We start from the raw sequence: 12,602 nt of genomic DNA on the forward strand, positions 1-12,602 counted from the left end.
GCCTACACCCGCTCGTTTACACCGGCATTCGTCGAATCCATCCTGCCTGTCAGCGGCCCGCTGCACCTGAACGGCAGCTCCACCTGGTGCCAGGTGCTCGACTGGCGCCAACAGGTGAAGCCAGCCGAGCGTAACGAGCTGCTGCGCCGGCTGGTCGACATGGACGTGACCGCGCCCTGGCGCGTGTTTCCGTTGCAGGCGCAGGTTGCCACGTGCGATGCGCAGGCGTTCCATGACCTCTTCACCTGAAGGTCGAGCGTGACCGGCTTCGGCCGCAGCCTGCCGCCGCGCTGCTAAGCTGCCCCACCATGACCACCCCGCGCATCCCCTCCATCATTCGCCCCATCGCAGGTTGGGTGGGTTAGCGCGCGGCCCAGGTCGCCATCCGCAACCCGCCCGGTGAGGCGGGTTTTTTCTGTCTCCCGGGCCCTGTCACTGGAGATCGAAATGAACCCCCCGCAAGTTCTGCCCGCTTCTGCGCCCCTCCCGTCCGCCGCCACGCTGCACTTGGTTTGCGGCAAGATCGGCTCGGGCAAGTCGACGCTGACGCAGCGCCTGGCCTCGGCGCCCCACACTGTGCGCATCAGCGTGGACGACTGGCTGTCACGCCTCCATCCCCACGAGATCCACGCGCTCGCCGACTATGTGCGCTGCGCGGGCCGCCTGCGCGACGCCATGAGCGGCCACATCGAATCCCTGCTGCGCAGCGGCGTGTCGGTGGTGCTCGACTTTCCCGCCAACACGGTCGCCACCCGGGCGTGGATGCAGGGCTTGTGTGAGCGAGCGGGCGCCGCCCATGTGCTGCACCTTCTGGACGTGCCCGACGAGGTCTGCAAGGCACGTCTTCGCGCGCGCAACGCGGCCGGAGATCATCCCTTCGAGACGAGCGACGCCGAGTTCGACCAGATCTCCCGCCACTTCGTGGCACCCACGGCGGACGAAGGCTTTACGGTCGTCCCTCACCGCTGAGCATCCTCCGCATGCGCGAGTCGGGCTCAGTCGCCCTCGGCCATCAAAGCCCCAGCACCTGCTTCGCCACGATGTTGCGCTGGATCTCGTTGCTGCCGCCGTAGATCGACATGGCGCGGCGCCAGAAGTAGTTGGCCGGCGCGCCGCGCAGGCTGGCGTCCAGGCCGGCCAGGTCGCCTTCGCCGTGGGCGAGGGCCGGGTCCAGCCGCTGCCCCAGCGGGCCGGCGGCTTCGAAGAGCAGCTCGGTCAGGCTCTGGCCGATCTCGGTGCCGCGGATCTTCAAGGCCGAGGCCAGGCCGGCACCGGGTGAGCTGCCGCTGCCCATGCTCGACAGCGCGCGCAGCGTGGTCATCTCCAGCGCCTTCAGCTGCGCCTCCGTGCGCGCGAGCTTGGCGCGGAACAGCGGCTGCTCCACCAGCGGGCGGCCGCGGTCCTGCACGGCGGCGGCCATGCGCCGCAGTCGGCGCAGCGCGAAGGTCGAGAAGCCGATGTTGGAGTTCTCGACCCGCTCATGCTCCAGCAGGAACTTGGCATAGCGCCAGCCCTGGCCCTCCTCGCCCACCAGGTTGGCCTTGGGCACCCGCACATCCGTGAAGAACACCGCATTGAAGGAATGGGTGCCCTCCAGCATCGGAATGGGCTGCACCTCGATGCCCGGCGTGCGCATGTCGATCAGCAGGAAGGAGATGCCCTCCTGCTTGCGGCTCTCGCGCCGGGTGCGCACCAGGCAGAACATCCAGTCGGCATGGTGCGCGTATGAGGTCCAGATCTTCTGGCCGTTGACCACGTAGTGGTCGCCCGCATCGTCCGCGCGCGTGGCCAGCGAGGCGAGGTCCGAGCCCGACGCCGGCTCCGAATAGCCCTGGCACCACCACACCGTCGAATCGCGGATGCCTGGCAGGTGCTGCGCCTGTTGCTGCGCATTGCCGAAGTTGTAGATGACCGGCCCGACCATGCGCGGCCCGAAGGGCTGGATGGTGGGGCAGTTCATCTGCCCGCTGATGGTCTCGAACAGGTAGCGCTGGATCACGCTCCAGCCCGGACCGCCCTGCGATGTAGGCCAGGTGTAGGCATGCCAGCCTCGCCGGCCCAGGATCTGCTGCCAGCGCATGTAGTCGTCGCGCTCCAGGTGCAGGTCGTGCTCCACGCGCTGGGCGATGTCGGGCGGCAGATGGCCGGCGATGAAGTCGCGCACCTCGTCGGCGAAGGCCCGTTCTTCGGGCGTGAACTCGAGTTCCATGGGGTTGTCTCCTTGGGGAAAAGGCAATCGTTCGGCCGGTGCTTCAGGCCGGCTGCAGCACGAAGCGCACGCCGCCCACCTGCACGGTGCCGTCGTCGCAGGGCAGCCCGCGGGCGCGGGCTGCGGCCTCGACGGCGGCGGCGTCGCGCGTGTGCAGCACCAGGGCCGACAGGCCCTCGCCGCGGCCGTCGCCGTCGGGCACGAAGCGCAGCGTCGCGTTGTCCAGCGCCAGGGCCTCGCCCGCCACCGGCCGCTGCAGGATCTGCGACCAGCGCGCCGCCAGCGCCCCGGGCTTGGGCGCCTGCAGAACGGCCGCGGCGATGCCGGCCACGCGCGCCGTCCGCACATGCTGCTGCCAGTGCGGCCCGGCGGGCCAGTAGGGGCCGTCCATCGCGGCGCCGCCCAGGGTGGTGTTGAGTTCGAGCAGGGCGCCACCGGTGTCGCGCGGGTGCAGCTGCAGTCCCTCGTAGTCACCCAGCGCCAGCGGGGCGGCCACGCGCACGCCGATGGCGGCCACATGCGCCTTCCAGCGGGGCAGGGCCTCGGTGTCCAGGATCACCATGTAGCCGCCATCGCCTCCCCGGCGCGCCAGGTAGCGCCCGGCGGCCGTGTCGGGCTGGATGGGTGCCACCACCTCGATGAACTGCTGGCCGAAGGGCATCAGCGCGTTGTGCAGGCCAAACTGCCCCACCTCGGGATCGCGGTGGCAGACCTCGACGCCGAACACGGCGCACAGGTCGTCCACCACCGGGTCGAGCGCCTGGGCCACCAGGCAGATCTGGCGCAGCCGCAGGTAGGGGGCGGCCGGCGCCGCGGGGGCCGTGAAAGCAGGGTCGTTCATTCGTTGTCTCCAGTAAATCTGTTATAACAGATAAAAATGCGCGGAGATGACCCGGACGGAGCAGCCGCGCGCCCACACGGAGACCTTCCCCATGACCTCGCTGGCCGGCCTGCGCGTCCTCGATCTCTCGCGTTTCATCGCGGGGCCCTATTGCGCCATGATGCTGGGCGACATGGGGGCCGAGGTGGTCAAGATCGAGCCGCCGGGCGAGGGCGAATATGCCCGCCGCGCGCTGCCGGCCGTGGACGGGCAGAGCCTCTACACCTTCATCGTCAACCGCAACAAGAAGAGCCTGGCGCTGGATCTGCGGCATCCCGAGGGCCTGGCCACGCTGCGCGCGCTGATTGCCGAGGCCGACGTGCTGGTCGAGAACTTCCGCCCGGGCACCATGGAGAAGATGGGCCTGGGCTGGGACGCGGTGCACGCCCTCAACCCGCGGCTGGTCATGGCGCGCATCTCCGGCTTCGGGCAGGACGGGCCGCTGGCGAACAAGCAGTGCTTCGACGGCGTCGCCCAGGCCATGAGCGGCCTGATGGACATGACAGGCCAGCCCGAGGGGCCGCCCACCATGATCGGCTCCTTCATCTGCGACTACACCACCGGCATGTATGCGGCGCTGGGCATCCTGGCGGCGCTCAATGCGCGCCATGCCACGGGCCGCGGGCAGCTGGTCGACGTGTCGCTGCTCGAGAGCGCGCTGTCGATGCTCATGACGGCCATTCCGCAGCAGCTGCTCTTCGGCACCACGATGACGCGCGTGGGCAGCCGCGACCGCTTCGTCGCGCCCTCCAACACCTTCGCCACCGGCGACGGGCGCCATGTGCTGCTGGTGGGTGGCGACGACAACATGTTCCCGCGCGTGCTGCGTGCCATGGAGCGCCCCGGCCTCATCGACGACGCTCGCTTTGCCACCATGGCCAGCCGGCTCGCGCACCGCGAGGCCGTCGAAGGCCTGGTGGCCGAGTGGATGGCCGGGCTGGCGGCCGACGAGGTCGTCCGGCGCCTGGAGGCGCAGGGCGTGCCCTGCGCCAAGATCGCGCGGCTCGACGAGGTGGTGCACAACCCCCAGCTCGCCCACCGCGATGCGATCGTGCGCATGCCCTTCGGCGGCACCGAGGTGCCGATGCAGGGCGTGACCATCCACCTGTCCGACACCCCCCTGAGCGTGCGCAGCGCATTGCCGCAGGTGGGCGCGCACAACGACGAGGTCCTGCGCCAGTGGCTGGGCTGGACCTCCGCGCAGGTCGACGCCCTGCGCCAGGCCGAAGCCCTTTGACGACCCACGAGGAGACCCCATGACCACCGAACTCATCGAGCAGCTGCACGGCGGCGTGCTCACCCTGACGCTGAACCGGCCCGAACGGCTGAACGCGCTCACGCCCAGCATGACCGACGCGCTGCTGGCCGCACTGCGTCGCGCGGCCATCGACGCGCAGGTGCGCGCGGTGCTGCTGACGGGGGCCGGCCGCGGCTTCTGCGCCGGCGGCGACGTGCAGGCCATGGCCGCGTCCGAGGGCGCCGAGGCCACGCTCGAAGCCCGCACCCACCAGCTGCGCGAGCACATGGAATGCGCACGCCTGCTGCACGAGATGCCCAAGCCCACGCTGGCCGTGGTGCGCGGCGCCTGCGCGGGGGCCGGCTTGTCTCTCGCCCTGGCCTGCGACCTGGTGGTGGCCGGCTCCACCCTCAAGATGACCTCGGCCTTCGCCAAGGTCGGCCTGTCCGGCGACTTCGGCAGCACCTACTTCCTCACGCAGCTGCTGGGCCCGCGGGCACGTGCCTTCGCGCTGCTGTCGCCCGTGGTGCAGGCCGACGAGGCCCTGCGCCTGGGCCTGGTCACCCAGGTGGTGCCCGACGAGGCGCTCGATGACGAAGGCCAGCGGCTGGCCCGCCAGCTGGCGTCGGGGCCGACCCTCACGCTCGGCCACATCAAGGCCAACCTGAACGTGGCGGAGCAGGGCGCCACCCTTGCCCAGGCGCTGGACCACGAGGCCATCCGCCACATCCGCTGTGCCATGACCGAGGACCACCTCGAGGCCGCCCGCGCCTTCATGGACAAGCGCACCCCCGTCTTCCACAACCGCTGATGCGCCCGCCGGCGCCGGAGAACCCCATGGACAGCTTCTCGCTCAAGGACAAGACCGCCATCGTCACCGGATCGTCGCGCGGCATCGGTCGCGCCATCGCGCTGGCCTTTGCCCGCGCCGGCGCCCGGGTCGTCATCACCAGCCGCAAGGCCGATGCCTGCGCCGCCGTGGTCGACCAGATCCGCACCGAAGGCGGCGAGGCCACCGCGGTGGCCTGCAACATCTCCCGCAAGGACGAGGTGCTCGCGCTGGTGGACCAGACCGAAGCCCGGTACGGCAGCGTCGACGTGCTGGTATGCAACGCGGCGGTCAATCCGTACTACGGGCCCATGTCCGGCATCACGGACGAGGCCTTCTCCAAGGTCATGGACGTGAACATCCGCTCCAACCTGTGGCTGGTCAACCGCGTCGCGCCGGGCATGGCGGCCAAGGGCGGCGGCAGCGTGGTGATCATCAGCTCCATCGCCGGCCTGACCGGCTCGCGGGTGCTGGGCGCCTACGCCATCTCGAAGGCGGCGGACATGCAGCTCGCCCGCAACCTGGCGCTGGAGTGGGGCAAGCAGGGCATCCGCACCAACTGCATCGCGCCCGGGCTCATCAAGACCGACTTCGCCAAGGCGCTCTGGGACAACCCCGACACGCTGGCCGCCGCGCTCGCCTCCAGCCCGCTGAACCGCATCGGCGAGCCCGAGGACATCGCCGGTGCCGCCCTGCTGCTGGCTTCGGAGGCCGGCCGCTTCATCACCGGCACCACGCTGGTCATCGACGGTGGCGCCACCGTCGGCGGCGAAGCCTGAACGCGGCGTGCCCGCCTCCTCCCTCCACGGAAATCCCATGCCTTCGTACGACGACTTCCAGCAGATCGCCACCGCGGTGGACGATGGCGTCATGACCCTGACGCTCAACCGGCCCGAGCGGCTCAACGCGTGGACCGAGGCCATGGAGGCCGAGTTCCGCCGCGCCATCGAGGCCGCCGAGGCCGACACGGCCGTGCGGGCCATCGTGGTGACCGGGGCCGGCCGCGGCTTCTGCGCCGGGGCCGACATGGACATCCTCGAAGCTGGCACCCGCGGCACCGCGGCCGGCGACGCCACGGCCGCCGCACCTGCAGGCGGTACGCAGACGGCCGCGCCCGAAGGACTGGACCGCAACTACGCCTGGCGCTTCAGCTACCTGCTGAAGGTGCCCAAGCCCATCTTCGCGGCCATCAACGGGCCGGTGGCGGGCATCGGGCTGTGCATGGCGCTCTTCTGCGACTTCCGCTACATGGCCGAGGGGCAGAAGCTCACCACCGCCTTTGCCAAGCGCGGCCTGATTGCGGAGCACGGCGCCTCGTGGATGCTGCCGCGCATCGTCGGCCTCACCAACGCGCTCGACCTGCTGATGTCCGCCCGCACCCTGATGACGGACGAGGCCGAACGTCTGGGCCTGGTGCGTGCGCGACCGGCCGATGGCTTTCTCGCCGCGGTGCAGGGCCTGGCGCGGGAATGGACGCACGCGGCGTCGCCGCGCTCCATCGGCGTGATCAAGCGGCAGGTGTACGACGGGCTGTTCCAGGACCTGGACGCCGCCTGGCGGCGTGCCGACGCGGACATGGTCGCCTCGTTCGACAGCGAGGACTTCCAGGAGGGCGTGGCGCATTTCCTGGAAAAGCGCGCCCCGCGCTTCACCGGACGCTGAGGCGGCCGGCTTGTACGATATAACTTATTGCAAATGACTTTCGGCCCAGCCGCTGCAGCCATGGACGACGCGCCCCTGACCCGTGAGAGCCTCAACGGCCAAGCCTATGCCCGCCTCTGCCGCGACCTGAAGGCAGGGCGCTTCGCCCCGGGCGAGAAGCTCAAGCTGCGCGACCTCGCGGCCGAGATGGGCATCAGCCCCACGCCGGTGCGCGAGGCTTTTGCCAGGCTGATCTCCGAACAGGCGCTGGAGCAGGTGGGCCACCATTCGGTGCGCGTGCCCGTGATGTCGGCCGCTCGCTTCGCCGAGGTGTGCGAACTGCGGCTGATGCTCGAGGGGCGAGCGGCTGCGCATGCGGCAGCCCTGGCGGGCCCGGAGGACATCGCCCGCCTGGAGCAGCTGCACCGCGACATGGCCGCCCACCACGAGGCGGCGGACTTCGCCGGCGAGCTGCTGGCCTCCGAGCGCTTCCACCTCGGCGTGTATGCGCTGGCGGGCAAGCCCGTGCTGCTGCGCCTGATCGAAGGCCTGTGGCTGCAGTGCGGGCCCCTGATGCGCGCCCTGCAGACACGGCCCATGGCCGAGCCGCGGCGCCAGCATCCGCACCAGCGCGTGCTGCGCGGGCTGCGCAAGGCAGACGCGGACACCGCCCGTGCCGGCATCGAGGAAGAGATCGAGCGGACCATGGCACCCATCCTGACCTACCTCCAAGAGCAGCAGGCCGCCGCGGCGGGCAGCGCCGCCACCGCCAGCGCCTGATCAGGGGCGTGGCGGCGCGGCCGGCATTGCTGCGCCGCGCCATGCAGCGGGGGCATGTCCGCCCATGCCCAAGATTCATCCGGCCCGCCTTGCGGCGGCGCGCCGCGCGGGCCATGATCCGGGAAGAAGCCGGAACCGCCCCGCGGTATCCGGTCGCATCGAACGATCCGGAGACAAGCCAGGATGATCGACTATCGCCACGGCGAGCGGCCGCTGCATGAATACCTGCGCCTGCACGCCCGCACCACGCCCGACAAGCCCGCCATCGTCTGGTACGGCCGGCGCATCAGCTATGCCGAACTCGACGACCTGAGCGACCGCTTTGCCCAGAGCCTGCGTCAGCGGGGCCTGGCCCAGGGCGACGTGCTGGTGCTGGTGCTGCACAACTGCCCGCAGTTCGTCATCGCCCACCTGGGGGCGCAGAAGCTGGGAGTGGTGGTGAGCGCGTGCAATCCGCACGCCCGGCGCTACGAGCTGGCCCACCAGTTCACCGAGCTGGATGTGCGCGCCGTGGTCTGCGGCGAGGACGACCTGGCCGCCGTGCGCGAGGCCCTGCCCGGCGGCAGGGCCTGCCCCCTGTATGGCGTGCGTCCGGGCGACATGCTGCCGGGCGTGCTGGCCATGGACGTGCCCGCCTGCATGCGCCTGCCGGGCGAGCCGGCGCGGCCCTGGCCCGATGGCGTGGTCGACTTGATGGACGAGCTCGACGCGATGCCGCCCTTCGTGCCGCCGGGCGACCTCGCCATGGACGAGGTGGCGCTCATGGCCTGCACCTCCGGCACCACCGGGCTGCCCAAGGCCGCCATGCTGGGTTACGACGTGGCGCTGTACAAGTCGGCGGCCACATCCGGGTGCTGGGGGCTGACGGCCGACGACGTGCTGCTGGCCGACGTGCCGCTGCACCACATCTCGGGCCTGCTGGCGGGGATGGGCGTGGTGCTCTACATGGGCGCCACGGTGGTGCTGCTGGGCCGCTTCGACGCCACTGCCGTGCTGCAGGCCATCGAGGCCTGCCGGGTGACGTGGTGGTACACCATGGCGCCCTCGCTGGAGCTGGTCATGGGCGCGGAGGATGCGCACACCTATGACGTGTCGTCCCTGCGCGGCACGGCCAGCACCAGCTTCGGCACCATCCTCACCCGTGCGCTGGCCGACCGCTGGCACCGCTTCACCGGGGGTGCCCAGGTGTTCGAGGCAGGCTATGGCCTCAGCGAGACCCACAGCTCCGACGTGATGATGCCCGCCGACGCCGTGCGCTGGGGCACCAACGGGCGGCCGGTGCCCGGCACCGAGGTGCGCATCGTCGACCCCGACACCGGCCAGCCCCGGCCCTGCGGCGTCGTCGGCGAGATCCTGCTGCGCGGCCCCCAGCCCTTCAGGGGCTACTGGATGCGCCCCGACGCCACGGCGGCCATGGTGCGCGACGGCTGGGTGCGCACGGGCGACATCGGCCGGCTCGACGAGGAGGGCTACCTCACCTTCGTGGGACGGCGCAAGGAGATGATCAAGGTCTGGAGCTACAGCGTCTTCCCCGAGGAGGTGGAGGCCATCCTGGCGACGCATCCCGACGTGCGCCAGGCCGCGGTGATCGGGCTGCCCGACCCGGACCGGGGCGAAGCGCTGCAGGCCTATGTGGTGCTCAAGGACCCGGCGGCGCGGCAGATCCGGGTGGACGGCTTCGGGCGCCGGCGCGACCGCACCGACCAAGTGCTCATCGAATGGTGCCAGGCCCACATGTCGCACTACAAGGTGCCGCGCACCATCGTCTTCCGCGACGGCCTGCCCGCGGCCGACAACGGCAAGCTGCTGCGACGCATGCTGCGCGAGCCCGGCTTCACCGCGCCGCGCGCCAGCGGCGCCTGAATCGCCGCCGCGGGCCGGCGTCGCAGGGCGCCTGCCCGCGGCGCCCGCGTTCAGGCCACCTTGGCGCGGTAGACGCCCAGCTCCTGCTTGGCAACGGCGTTGATGTGCACCTCGTCCGGACCGTCGGCCACGCGCAGATGGCGCGCATAGGCCCAGAAGTTCACCAGCAGCGTGTCCTGGCTCAGGCCCATCGCGCCGAAGGCCTGCATGGCGTCGTCGATCACCTGGATGCAGTTGTTGGGCGCGATCACCTTGATCATCGCGATCTCCTTGGCCGCCACCTTGTTGCCCACCGTGTCCATGCGCCAGGCGGCGTGCAGCACCATCCAGCGCGTCTGATCGATCAGCATGCGGCCCCGGGCGATGCGCTCGCGCCAGACGCCCTGGTCCGACAGCGGCTTGCCGAAGGCCACGCGCGAGACGGCGCGCTCGCACATCATCTCCAGCGCCGACTCGGCCATGCCGATCATGCGCATGCAATGGTGGATGCGGCCCGGCCCGAGCCGGCCCTGGGCGATCTCGAAGCCGCGGCCCTCGCCCAGCAGCAGGTTGGAGGCCGGCACCCGCACGTTGTCGAAGATCACCTCCGGATGACCGAAGGGCGCGTCGTAGTGGTTCACCAGCGCCATGTCGCGCACCACCGTGATGCCGGGCGTGTCGCGCGGCACGATGATCATCGACTGCTGGCGATGCCGGTCCGGGTTGTCGGGGTCGGTCTTGCCCATCAGGATGAACAGCTTGCAGCGCTCGTTCATCGCGCCGGTGATGTACCACTTGCGGCCGTTGATGACGTAGTCGTCGCCGTCGCGGCGAATGCGCGTCTCGATGTTGGTGGCGTCCGACGAGGCCACGGCCGGCTCGGTCATGGCGAAGGAGGAGCGGATCTCGCCGTCGAGCAGCGGCTGCAGCCAGCGGGCCTTCTGCGCCTCGTTGCCATAGCGCGCGATCACCTCGGTGTTGCCGGTGTCGGGCGCGCTGCAGTTGAAGGCCTCGGCGCTCCAGTAGCGCCGGCCCATGATCTCGCACAGCGGTGCGTACTCAAGGTTGGTGAGGCCCGCGCCATGCTCGTCTTCGGGCAGGAACAGGTTCCACAGGCCCGCGGCGCGCGCCTTGCGCTTGAGTTCCTCCATGAGCGGCAGGCCGGTGTAGGGGCCGCCGGTGCGCTCGGCGTTCATGAAGGAGGCATGCGCCTCCTGCGCATGACGCTTCTCGTTCGGGTAGATGTGCTCGTCCATGAAGGCGAGCAGGCGGCGGCGCAGGTGCTGCACCTTGGGGCTGTGTTCAAAGTCCATGTGGTGTCTCTCGGTCGGATCGGATGGAATCGGGGGAGGCGGGGGGAAGCGGGCGCGTTCAGTCCCAGGAGAACAGGCCCAGGCTCACCGCGACCAGCGCCGGCTTGTTCTGGCCTTCGATCTCCATGGTGTTCTCGCAGCGCAGCAGCGTCCAGCCGTCGTCGCGTGCCTCGGCGGCCAGCAGGCGCATGTGGTTGCGCACCCGTGCGCCGGCCTTGACGGGCGACATGAAGCGCAGCTTGTCGAGCCCGTAGTTGACCGACTTGGTGGGCGCCAGTCCTTCCAGCAGCTCGTAGCTGGTGATGGGCAGCAGCGACAGCGTGAGGAAGCCGTGTGCGATGGGCGCACCGAACGGGCTTTCGCGCGTGGCGCGCGCCACATCGATGTGGATCCACTGCCGGTCGCCGGTGCAGTCGGCGAAGGCGTCGATGCGCGACTGGGGCACGTCGACCCACGACGAAGTGCCGATGGACTGGCCGACGAAGTCGTGGAGGTTGGCGCGGGTGAGGACGGTCATGCGGTTGCGGAGGAAGCCGAAGGGAGTGCGCCGATGGTGCCGCGCCGGCGCGCGCCGCGCGGCCCCGGGGCATGCAGTGTTTTCATCGGGACGATTCAAAGTGCTGATGCGCGCCGTCGCACGGGCGACTGAACATCGGCCCGCCGGCCTCAGTGGGGCGCGGCGCCTGCCCGACCCCGACACCCCGACCAGGAGACAGCCCATGAGCGGCAGCTACGAGATTCAGGACGGCATCGCCGTCATCACCATGGACACGCCACCGGTCAACAGCCTGGGCCTGCAGAACCGGCGCTTCATCGCCGAATCGGTCGCCCGCGCCGGCAGCGATCCACAGGTGCAGGCCATGGTGCTCACCGGCCGCGGCCGGGCCTTCTGCGGCGGCGCGGACATCCGCGAGTTCAACCGGCCCGAGGCGACCATGGCGCCGGACCTGGTCGACGTCATCGACTTCATCGAGCGCAGCGACAAGCCCATCGTCGCGGCCGTGCACCGCGTGGCGATGGGCGGCGGGCTGGAGCTGGCCATGGGCTGCCACTACCGCCTCGTACAGCGGGGCACGCAGGTCTCGCTGCCCGAGGTGCGCATCGGCATCCTGCCCGGCGCAAGCGGCACGCAGCGGCTGCCCCGCCTGATCGGCCTGGAGCCGGCCCTGAACATGATCGTGACCGGCGAGACGGTGATGAGCGAGGACCTGGCCCGGCTTCCCGGCCAGCGCCTGATCGACGAGCTGGTGGACGACGACGTGGTGGCCGCCGCGGTGGCCTTCGCGCGCCGGCATGCGCCCGTACGGCCGCTGCCGCGGGTGCGCGAGCTGCGGGTGGTGCATCCCGCGCCCGAGGCCTACCTGCAGTTCGCGCGGACCCAGGTGGCCGCGGCCTCCCGCCACTTCCCTGCGCCGCTGCTGTGCCTGGACTGCGTCGCCCAGTCGGTGCGCCTGCCCTTCGACGAGGCGCTGGCCTTCGAGCGCCGCGGTGTGACCGAGCTGGTGTGGACGGCCGAGTCGGCGGCGCTGCGCAACATCTTCTTCGGCGAGCGGGCGACCGCCAAGATCGCCGACGTGCCGGACGACACGCCGCAACGCACCATCAAGACGGTGGGCGTGATCGGCGCCGGCACCATGGGCGGCGGCATCAGCATGAACTTCCTGAACGCCGGCATCCCGGTGACCATGCTGGAGATGAAGCAGGAGGCGCTGGACCGCGGCGTCGCCACCATCCGCAAGAACTATGAAGCGCAGGTCAAGAAGGGCAAGCTCAAGCCCGAGAAGTACGAGGAGCGCATGGCGCTGCTCAAGACCACGCTGAGCTACGACGACCTGAAGGACTGCGACCTCATCATCGAGGCCGTGTTCGAG

Annotated in this window: 13 protein-coding genes; 9 read left to right on the forward strand and 4 right to left on the reverse strand. The window is 70.5% G+C overall.

Going from position 1 to position 12,602, the window contains the following annotated elements:
• Positions 1–93 precede the first annotated feature (93 nt).
• On the forward strand, positions 94–249 hold the full coding sequence (locus BXA03_RS26920) for a hypothetical protein (RefSeq protein WP_159444741.1): 156 nt from the start codon (positions 94–96) through the stop codon (positions 247–249).
• 198 nt (positions 250–447) lie between these two features.
• Positions 448–969 (forward strand): P-loop nucleotide/nucleoside kinase family protein, encoded by a 522-nt coding sequence (locus tag BXA03_RS22380; protein WP_076511385.1) that lies wholly within the window; start codon positions 448–450, stop codon positions 967–969.
• 43 nt (positions 970–1,012) lie between these two features.
• Here the strand turns inward: BXA03_RS22380 and BXA03_RS22385 are convergent, their stop codons facing one another.
• Entirely contained in the window at positions 1,013–2,209 is a 1,197-nt protein-coding gene (locus tag BXA03_RS22385; protein WP_076511386.1) for an acyl-CoA dehydrogenase family protein, read from the reverse strand.
• Between the two features lie 43 nt (positions 2,210–2,252).
• Positions 2,253–3,050, reverse strand: coding sequence for a VOC family protein (locus BXA03_RS22390; protein WP_076511387.1), 798 nt, complete (start codon positions 3,048–3,050; stop codon positions 2,253–2,255).
• Between the two features lie 91 nt (positions 3,051–3,141).
• On the opposite strand from BXA03_RS22390, the gene BXA03_RS22395 reads away from it, so the two are divergent.
• From BXA03_RS22395 to BXA03_RS22420, 6 genes are all read left to right on the forward strand, one after another.
• A complete protein-coding gene (locus tag BXA03_RS22395) occupies positions 3,142–4,326 on the forward strand; it encodes a CaiB/BaiF CoA transferase family protein (RefSeq protein WP_076511418.1) in 1,185 nt (394 codons plus the stop codon).
• Between the two features lie 19 nt (positions 4,327–4,345).
• The gene (locus tag BXA03_RS22400) at positions 4,346–5,137 is read left to right on the forward strand and encodes an enoyl-CoA hydratase (protein ID WP_076511388.1); all 792 of its coding nucleotides are present in this window, start codon (positions 4,346–4,348) and stop codon (positions 5,135–5,137) included.
• A 26-nt stretch (positions 5,138–5,163) separates the two neighbouring features.
• Positions 5,164–5,934 carry an SDR family NAD(P)-dependent oxidoreductase gene (locus tag BXA03_RS22405; RefSeq protein WP_076511419.1) on the forward strand — a complete coding sequence of 257 codons (771 nt, stop codon included), beginning with the start codon at positions 5,164–5,166 and terminating at the stop codon, positions 5,932–5,934.
• 37 nt (positions 5,935–5,971) lie between these two features.
• Entirely contained in the window at positions 5,972–6,817 is an 846-nt protein-coding gene (locus tag BXA03_RS22410; protein ID WP_076511389.1) for an enoyl-CoA hydratase-related protein, read from the forward strand.
• Positions 6,818–6,877: 60 nt separating this feature from the next.
• A complete protein-coding gene (locus BXA03_RS22415; RefSeq protein ID WP_159444742.1) occupies positions 6,878–7,576 on the forward strand; it encodes a GntR family transcriptional regulator in 699 nt (232 codons plus the stop codon).
• 183 nt (positions 7,577–7,759) lie between these two features.
• Positions 7,760–9,439 (forward strand): class I adenylate-forming enzyme family protein, encoded by a 1,680-nt coding sequence (locus tag BXA03_RS22420; RefSeq protein ID WP_076511391.1) that lies wholly within the window; start codon positions 7,760–7,762, stop codon positions 9,437–9,439.
• Between the two features lie 50 nt (positions 9,440–9,489).
• On the opposite strand, the gene BXA03_RS22425 is transcribed toward BXA03_RS22420, so the two are convergent.
• Together BXA03_RS22425 and BXA03_RS22430 are read right to left on the reverse strand one after the other, a co-directional pair.
• A complete protein-coding gene (locus BXA03_RS22425) occupies positions 9,490–10,731 on the reverse strand; it encodes an acyl-CoA dehydrogenase family protein (RefSeq protein ID WP_076511392.1) in 1,242 nt (413 codons plus the stop codon).
• Positions 10,732–10,789: 58 nt separating this feature from the next.
• The gene (locus tag BXA03_RS22430; RefSeq protein WP_076511393.1) at positions 10,790–11,248 is read right to left on the reverse strand and encodes a MaoC family dehydratase; all 459 of its coding nucleotides are present in this window, start codon (positions 11,246–11,248) and stop codon (positions 10,790–10,792) included.
• Between the two features lie 202 nt (positions 11,249–11,450).
• Here BXA03_RS22430 and BXA03_RS22435 point away from each other — a divergent pair.
• Positions 11,451–12,602, forward strand: a 1,152-nt coding sequence (locus BXA03_RS22435; protein WP_200803420.1) for an enoyl-CoA hydratase-related protein, incomplete at its 3' end; no start/stop codon positions are given.

The sequence above is a fragment of the Pseudacidovorax sp. RU35E genome (assembly GCF_900156165.1).
Classification (GTDB): Bacteria; Pseudomonadota; Gammaproteobacteria; order Burkholderiales; family Burkholderiaceae_C; genus Xenophilus.

Coding starts and splice junctions, on each gene's coding strand:
- BXA03_RS22380 (WP_076511385.1), top strand. CDS start 448: ATGAACCCCCCGCAAGTTCTGCCCGCTTCTGCGCCCCTCCCGTCCGCC.
- BXA03_RS22385 (WP_076511386.1), bottom strand. CDS start 2,209: ATGGAACTCGAGTTCACGCCCGAAGAACGGGCCTTCGCCGACGAGGTG.
- BXA03_RS22390 (WP_076511387.1), bottom strand. CDS start 3,050: ATGAACGACCCTGCTTTCACGGCCCCCGCGGCGCCGGCCGCCCCCTAC.
- BXA03_RS22395 (WP_076511418.1), top strand. CDS start 3,142: ATGACCTCGCTGGCCGGCCTGCGCGTCCTCGATCTCTCGCGTTTCATC.
- BXA03_RS22400 (WP_076511388.1), top strand. CDS start 4,346: ATGACCACCGAACTCATCGAGCAGCTGCACGGCGGCGTGCTCACCCTG.
- BXA03_RS22405 (WP_076511419.1), top strand. CDS start 5,164: ATGGACAGCTTCTCGCTCAAGGACAAGACCGCCATCGTCACCGGATCG.
- BXA03_RS22410 (WP_076511389.1), top strand. CDS start 5,972: ATGCCTTCGTACGACGACTTCCAGCAGATCGCCACCGCGGTGGACGAT.
- BXA03_RS22415 (WP_159444742.1), top strand. CDS start 6,878: ATGGACGACGCGCCCCTGACCCGTGAGAGCCTCAACGGCCAAGCCTAT.
- BXA03_RS22420 (WP_076511391.1), top strand. CDS start 7,760: ATGATCGACTATCGCCACGGCGAGCGGCCGCTGCATGAATACCTGCGC.
- BXA03_RS22425 (WP_076511392.1), bottom strand. CDS start 10,731: ATGGACTTTGAACACAGCCCCAAGGTGCAGCACCTGCGCCGCCGCCTG.
- BXA03_RS22430 (WP_076511393.1), bottom strand. CDS start 11,248: ATGACCGTCCTCACCCGCGCCAACCTCCACGACTTCGTCGGCCAGTCC.